The organism is Exiguobacterium sp. (assembly GCF_020832205.1).
Lineage (GTDB): Bacteria > Bacillota > Bacilli > Exiguobacteriales > Exiguobacteriaceae > Exiguobacterium.
Window position 1 is genome coordinate 22,549 of sequence record NZ_JAFIFD010000056.1, and the last position, 7,131, is coordinate 29,679.

Annotated in this window: 6 protein-coding genes; 5 read left to right on the forward strand and 1 reads right to left on the reverse strand. The window is 36.4% G+C overall.

Going from position 1 to position 7,131, the window contains the following annotated elements; all coding sequences use genetic code 11:
• From JJU47_RS14430 to JJU47_RS14450, 5 genes are all read left to right on the forward strand, one after another.
• Positions 1–1,236, forward strand: a complete 1,236-nt coding sequence (locus tag JJU47_RS14430; protein ID WP_228620732.1) for an O-antigen ligase family protein — start codon at positions 1–3, stop codon at positions 1,234–1,236.
• Positions 1,205–2,314, forward strand: a complete 1,110-nt coding sequence (locus JJU47_RS14435; RefSeq protein ID WP_228620734.1) for a polysaccharide pyruvyl transferase family protein — start codon at positions 1,205–1,207, stop codon at positions 2,312–2,314. The genes JJU47_RS14430 and JJU47_RS14435 overlap by 32 nt, the downstream gene beginning before the upstream one ends.
• Before the next feature lie 2 nt (positions 2,315–2,316).
• A complete protein-coding gene (locus tag JJU47_RS14440; RefSeq protein ID WP_228620736.1) occupies positions 2,317–3,750 on the forward strand; it encodes an oligosaccharide flippase family protein in 1,434 nt (477 codons plus the stop codon).
• Entirely contained in the window at positions 3,747–4,913 is a 1,167-nt protein-coding gene (locus tag JJU47_RS14445) for a nucleotide sugar dehydrogenase (RefSeq protein WP_228620738.1), read from the forward strand. Before JJU47_RS14440 ends, JJU47_RS14445 begins: the two co-directional genes overlap by 4 nt.
• 376 nt (positions 4,914–5,289) lie before the next feature.
• Positions 5,290–6,165 carry an NAD-dependent epimerase/dehydratase family protein gene (locus tag JJU47_RS14450; protein ID WP_228620740.1) on the forward strand — a complete coding sequence of 292 codons (876 nt, stop codon included), beginning with the start codon at positions 5,290–5,292 and terminating at the stop codon, positions 6,163–6,165.
• Positions 6,166–6,230: 65 nt separating this feature from the next.
• On the opposite strand, the gene JJU47_RS14455 is transcribed toward JJU47_RS14450, so the two are convergent.
• The gene (locus tag JJU47_RS14455; protein ID WP_228620742.1) at positions 6,231–7,040 is read right to left on the reverse strand and encodes a tyrosine-type recombinase/integrase; all 810 of its coding nucleotides are present in this window, start codon (positions 7,038–7,040) and stop codon (positions 6,231–6,233) included.
• Positions 7,041–7,131 lie beyond the last annotated feature (91 nt).

Below are 7,131 nucleotides of genomic sequence, written 5' to 3' on the forward strand. Positions count from 1 at the left end.
ATGTATAAACTACCTATACTATCCTTTTGTATATTATTGTTTTTTTCTGTATCGTTAAATGTTTATCCTGCTTTAGTACTAGGAATTTTTGCGATCACTCTGCTTACTTTGTTTATGAGAAACTACTCTAATAGTTTTAAGAAAGAAATGACTTTTTCCAGCTGGATTTTTTTGGTGATCACATTCACTGTCAGCATAGTTTTTAATGAAAAAAACATAGAGAATATTCTATATGTTGGTTTAATGTTGACAACAATTTTAATTTTTTATTTAGTTATGATTGATGGAAAGATAGTTACTTTCATTAAAAAAATCTTCTTCCTTCTTTCAGGTTTACACGTTTTTTTTGTATTACTACAGTCACAAATCCCGGAATTAGTTCTAAAAGTAAATGCGGTGATTTTACCGTTGCCATCCTATATTGTAAGTTACTCACAGGTGACGAGAGGAATGTATGCGGGGCTAACAGGTCAAGTAGGGGCTGCTGCATTTTTCATTACCATACAAATTGCATATCTTTCAGTAAAATTGTTTGTAAATAATACATTAAAATATAAAGCTCTTTACTTTATTGGTCTAATAGTGAGCTTTTATGCGTTGCTGTTAACTACTAAGAGAGCGCTACTTATTTTTAATATATTAATTTTGATTATTTATGCAATTTATAAATTACTAATAAACAAAACAAAAATTGAAAGAATACTATTTTTAATTTTTGGTTTAATTGTAGGGTTAAGCTCAATTTTAATATTATTTAATTATAAACGTCCAATATTAAACAATACCGATGAATTCTCCTCTGGTAGGTTGTCTTTATATTCTGAAACATTAATGATTTCAAAAGACAATTTTTTAACTGGAATAGGATTTGGAAATGTGGAATTGATACTAGGAGAAAAAACCCACAATATATATATACAGATTTTAGCTGAAGTTGGCATATTAGGATTGTTAGTTTTGCTAATAGCACTCTTTATACCTTTAATAGATATTTTTAAAAAAATTATGTATATTAATAAAAACTTGAATCTACATTTGGAAAGGCATCGCCACAACCTGTACTTGTCTTTTTATATGCAATTAGTGTTTATATTTTACGGACTACTTGGTAATCCGTTGTATGATTACTTTATATTTGGAATATACTTATTCTTTGTTTGCTTAGGATTAAATACAAAATATGAAATTGAAGAGGGAAATAAACATGAAAAAAATTGGAGTACTAACGTTTCATAGATCATTGAATTATGGGGCGATTTTACAAGCTAGAGGATTAGTTGAAAGTGTGAAAAAGTTAGGCTTTGAATCTGAGTTAATTGATTATAGAAATGAAAACCTAGAGAAACGTGACTCATTTCAACGGTTCTATACTTACGAAGGATTAGTGAGAAATATCTTTAACATTATAGAGATGCCTTTTTGGTTAATCAGAAGAAAAAAGTTTGATTCTTTCTTAAATGATACAGGAGTTAGCCCGACTATTAAAACAATTAATGATAATACAACGAAAGATTATACAAAACTTATTGTTGGTTCTGATCAAGTCTGGAATCCTAAAGTTACAAATTATGACACATCGTACTTTTTTTCAGATGTGTCAAATCACTCAAAAAAAGTAAGTTATGCAGCTAGTTTTGGAGTAAGTGAGCTTGACGCGAAATCTGAAGCTGTGTATAAACCTTACTTAAGTAATATAAAAAACATTAGTGTGAGAGAAGAAACAGGTGTTGAATTAGTAAAGGGAATGATTGATTTGGAGCCTGATTTAGTAATTGATCCAAGTATGCTTTTAAATAAAGAAGAGTGGAGATCGATATACAAAAAACAGTTCCCTCTGCCACTTATTAAAGAAAAGTATATAGTAATTTATCAACGAGCGTATTCAAATTCTTTAATCGCTTTTGCGAAAAAACTTTCTAAAAGCAAAAATTGTAAATTAGTCACCATTACAGGTAATCCTAGACAGTTAATCAAGGGGAAGTATGTCCAAGGCGCTGGACCTTTAGAATGGTTGAATATTGTAGATAATGCTGAGTATGTAGTCACAAATTCATTTCATGGAGTAGCTTTTGCATTGAATCTCAATAAAAATCTGTTTGTGGAATATCTAAACCCTAAGTTTGCTGTAAATACTAGATTAGAAAATATAATCAAAAATTTTCAAATCGAACATTGCTTAATTGATACGGAACAATCGGATGAAAGCTTTGAGTCGTTGTTTAATCGCTCTATTGATTATGAGAAATTAAACCTTAGTCTTGAAGATTATCGAACTGCTTCAAACCGCTTTTTAGAAAGTGTAATTAATAGTTAATCATGAAAGAAGAAAATACCTTTTTCAGAAAACTTTTCTCTAATACTTTGTTATTTGCAATTGGATCTTTTTCATCAAGATTTATGATTTTTTTATTAATCCCTATTTATTCTCGCACTCTAACTAGTGCTGAATATGGATTTATTGATTTGATAACTATCACAGTAAGTTTATTATTACCCTTCTTTGGTTTGAATATTCATGAATCTGTAATAAGGTTCACTTTAGGAAAGAGTATAAATAAAACTAATGTTTTGTTATTTGGAGTGCAAGTAGTTTTAGTTGGTTTTTTATTAATGGCTCTTATCTCACCATTTATTCTTAATTGGTTGAATATTAGTCAATTTTTAGGATACTTTTTAACAGCATATCTTCTAACAGGTTTAAAAAACGTATTGATGTTTTTCGCTAGAGGGTTAGAGAAGGTAAAAGGTGTTGTAGTAATTAGTATTCTTGAGACACTTTTTTTATTAGCAACTACAATTATTTTGCTTTTAGTATTAAAGATGGGTATTGATGGATATTTCATTTCTTTAATATTTTCTAATTTAATCGCCTTATTCTTATATATGTATTTAATTGACATAAAAAAGTTCAAAGGTGTTTTTTCTCTGTTAAATTGGAAAAAAAATATTGAAATGCTTAAGTATTCTATACCAATGATTCCAAATTCAATGAGTTGGTGGATTAATAACACTTCTGATAAATATTTGCTGAATTTGTTTTATGGTCCATCTCTTACCGGTGTATATGCAATCGCTTATAAGGTACCGTCTTTATTAAATACTTTTACTAGCGTATTTATGCAAGCTTGGCAGATTTCAGCTGTAGATGAATATGAAAATTCAAAGTCCAAGAAAAACTTCACGTATGTATATAAAGCATTATTCACTTTTAATATATTGATTTGCGGCCTACTCATATTATTCAGTGATTTAATTTCTTGGATTATGTTTGGATCTGAATTTATAGAGGCAAAATATTTTGTGACAATTTTATTGTGTGCTTATTTTTTTAATGGTTTAGCTGCTTATCTTGGTAGTGTATACACTTCAGCCTTTAAAACAAAAGTATTATTTTACTCAACACTGACTGGAGCATTTGTAAACATTATCTTGAACATTTTATTTATTCCTATTTACGGTGCATATGCAGCTGCTTCAACTACATTAGTTAGTTATTTTGTGATTTGGATTTTTAGACTAATTAATTCTAAAAAATATATTGTTATCCGCTACAATGTTATGTCTACAATCATTCAAATTTTTATTTTGACTACTATGGCCTTTACACCTTTACTATTTTTAGGGACTACTAAAAACTTGATTTTACTTTGTGGAATGTTAATTTTAATTGTTATTAATTATAAATTCTTACGTGTAATACTAAAATTCATCTTATCTAAAATTCAATATAAAGTGAGGAAAACTACATGAATTTGGCTGTAGCAGGTACAGGCTATGTCGGTCTTTCAATGGCTGTATTGCTTGCACAACATAATAATGTAATTGCATTAGATATTATGACAGACAAAGTCGACATGATTAATGCGAAACAGTCACCAATCGCAGACGCGGAAATTGAGGATTTTCTTCAAAATAAAGAACTAAATCTTGTCGCTACGACAGATAATTTAAAGGCTTTCAAGGATGCAGAATATGTCGTGATTGCGACGCCTACCGATTATGATCCGGTACGTAACTACTTCAACACACGCACTGTGGAGAGTGTAATCGGAACAGTGCTCGCAATCAATCCAGATGCCATCATGGTTATCAAATCAACTGTACCGGTAGGATATACAGACGAGGTCAAAGCTAAGTTCGACACAGAAAATATCATCTTCTCTCCAGAGTTCTTGCGTGAAGGTCAAGCGTTACATGACAATCTCTATCCTTCTCGTATCGTCGTTGGCGAACAGTCAGAGCGTGCCGAAGTGTTTGCGAATTTGTTGAAAGACGCCGCGATTAAAGAAGATATCGAAGTGTTATTGACTGACTCCACAGAAGCAGAAGCCATCAAACTCTTCTCGAATACGTATTTAGCGATGCGTGTCGCCTTCTTCAACGAGCTCGATACGTACGCAGAGGTGCGTGGTCTTGATTCAAAACAAATCATTGAAGGTGTCGGACTCGATCCGCGCATCGGTTCTCACTACAATAACCCATCATTCGGTTATGGTGGGTACTGCTTACCGAAAGACACGAAGCAGCTCCTTGCGAACTATGAGGACGTTCCGAACAATATCATCGGGGCAATCGTCGATGCAAACCGTACACGGAAAGATTTTGTGGCTGAGTCGATTTTAAAGCAAAATCCAAAGCGCGTCGGCGTATATCGTTTAACGATGAAGACCGATTCGGACAACTTCCGGGCGTCATCGATTCAAGGGATCATGAAGCGCATTAAGGCCAAAGGTGTCGAAGTTGTCATCTATGAGCCGGTATTGAAAGAAGAATCGTTCTATAACTCACCGGTCATCAACGATTTTGAGACGTTCAAGCAGACGGCTGATGTTATCGTTACGAATCGTTTGCATCCGGAACTTGAAGATGTAGCTGACAAGGTATACACACGTGACTTGTATAGTCGTGACTGAATAAGCATGAGGCAAACCGCCTCATGCTTATTTTTAAAGTGAGAGTTATAGATCTTACTACTTTAATTTCGCTAGGCTTCTTTTAGCAAACTACGTTGGAAATGGACGTAAGCTATTGCGTCATCGCTCTCCGAGATAATTTATGTTCTCTTGTAAAAGAAAGCATGATTTAAGAACTGTAGACTTAGAGCATTCTCTTTCTTTGCCTATATTATTTCAATTAAAATAAAGTTCTTTTCAGTTCAGAAAATGAAGTACAAACTAGGCTTGATAATCCAAAACCAGACGACGAAATATGATGAATTAAACAGAATGTAAAACTTCTACTACTTACTTTTGACTAGTATGATTATTGTTTTTATAAGGAGGCAATGCATTGAAACGAGTATTAATTACGGGCGCGAACAGTTACGTCGGCAATGCGTTTAAGCGATGGGTCGAAACAAGACATAAGGAACACATCGAAGTCGATACAATCGGGATGAAAAATGGAGAATGGAAAAGTAAGTCATTCATAGGATATGATGCTGTCCTTCATGTGGCAGGAATTGCTCACGTCTCGACAGATAAGAGCATGGAAGATCTGTACTATAAAGTAAATACTGATTTGACGGCCGAAGTGGCAGCCAAAGCGAAGAAAGACAGAGTACGCCAGTTCATCTTTCTCAGCAGTATGATTGTCTATGGGGATGCATCAAACGCACAGATGATTACAGCGCAAACGGAACCGAAGCCGACGAACTTTTATGGTAACAGCAAGTTACAAGCAGAAGTGAAGCTTAATCAGCTCGCAGACGCACACTTCCGCGTCGCGAACGTACGTCCGCCGATGATTTATGGGAACGGTTCAAAAGGAAACTACGTCAAACTCGCAGGGCTCGCGAGAAAGATACCACTCTTTCCGAACTATCAAAACCGTCGAAGCATGATTCATATCGACAACCTGTCAGAGTTTTTATCGCTTCTCATCATGTACGAAGACCACGGCACGTTCCACCCACAAAATGCCGACTATGTTTGTACATCCGAACTCGTCAAGACGATTGGCTCTGTGCATGGCAATCGAATCCGTACGATTGGACTCTTTAACGGGTTGATCCGGAGCGTCGTCGACAAAAATATGACGATGAACAAACTGTTCGGTGACTTTGCCTACGAGAAGACGTTGTCTACTTATCCGTACAACTATCATATCCGTGATTTTACTAACAGTATCCTCCACACTGAAAAGCACGAACTTTCCTCGAATTGAGGAAAGTTCGTGCTTTTTGTCATAGAAAAGGGTGGGCGATGTGGTCGTTGCTATCCTAGTTATTTTTACTTATTCAACCCTTCAATCAACTGACGCGTCCGTTCACGTGACACATGTAGGTAGCGCTCGGTCGTGTTAATCGATTTATGTCCGAGAAGTTCGGCGACGCCGACGATGTCTTTTTTCTGTTCGTACAACGTCGTCGCGAAACTGTGGCGCAACATATGGCTCGTCAGATTCAGACCGAACTGTTCTGCTGCAATTTGTTTCAGATCGAGGTTCACGAAGCCCGGTTGGACGACACGCCCCCTCGGCATCAAGAAGATATGGTTCGTGTTCCCGGTCTTCGGGCGCCGGATGTCGATATATAGCTTCAACTCTTTCGTGAGCCGCGGCGTCATCGGTACGACGCGGGTCTTGTCGCCTTTTCCTTTTTTGACAGTGAGCAATCGATTGGTGAAGTCGACGTGGTTGAGCTCGAGGTTCAAAATCTCACTGATTCGTAGTCCGGCATCGCCCCCGACGATATAAATCGTATAGAGCGTATAGTTTTTGGCGTGATATAACACCGTGTCCAATTGGTCCCGGCTGAGGATGGTCGGTGGTTCGGTGACGCCTTCCCGCGTGACGATGCGACCGAACGGGTTCTCTTCGATCCAGCGCTGTTCGACGGCGAACGTGAACAGCCCACGGACGCGCATAACATAGGAGCGAATCGTATTGTCAGCTTTTCCGCTCAGCTGCTTCTTGTAAGGGACCGCGTAGCCCATCTCGGTGATGTCTTGGATGTACACGGCGCCGCGTTCGGCCGCATACCGGGCGAAGTGTGTAGTGCAAAATAGGAGTGCAGAAGTGTGCAACGGAAACGTACACAACTCTGCACTCCTATTTTTGAAAAGAAAAAGGACTTGCCAGCAATCATAATCTCACCCTAACGTTTAAGTTGCGACACAAGAACGTTAGGAG

What these genes read in the sequence shown, in the direction of transcription:
- JJU47_RS14445 (WP_228620738.1), top strand. Translation starts at nt 3,747, where the DNA reads ATGAATTTGGCTGTAGCAGGTACAGGCTATGTCGGTCTTTCAATGGCT.
- JJU47_RS14435 (WP_228620734.1), top strand. Translation starts at nt 1,205, where the DNA reads ATGAAAAAAATTGGAGTACTAACGTTTCATAGATCATTGAATTATGGG.
- JJU47_RS14440 (WP_228620736.1), top strand. Translation starts at nt 2,317, where the DNA reads ATGAAAGAAGAAAATACCTTTTTCAGAAAACTTTTCTCTAATACTTTG.
- JJU47_RS14430 (WP_228620732.1), top strand. Translation starts at nt 1, where the DNA reads ATGTATAAACTACCTATACTATCCTTTTGTATATTATTGTTTTTTTCT.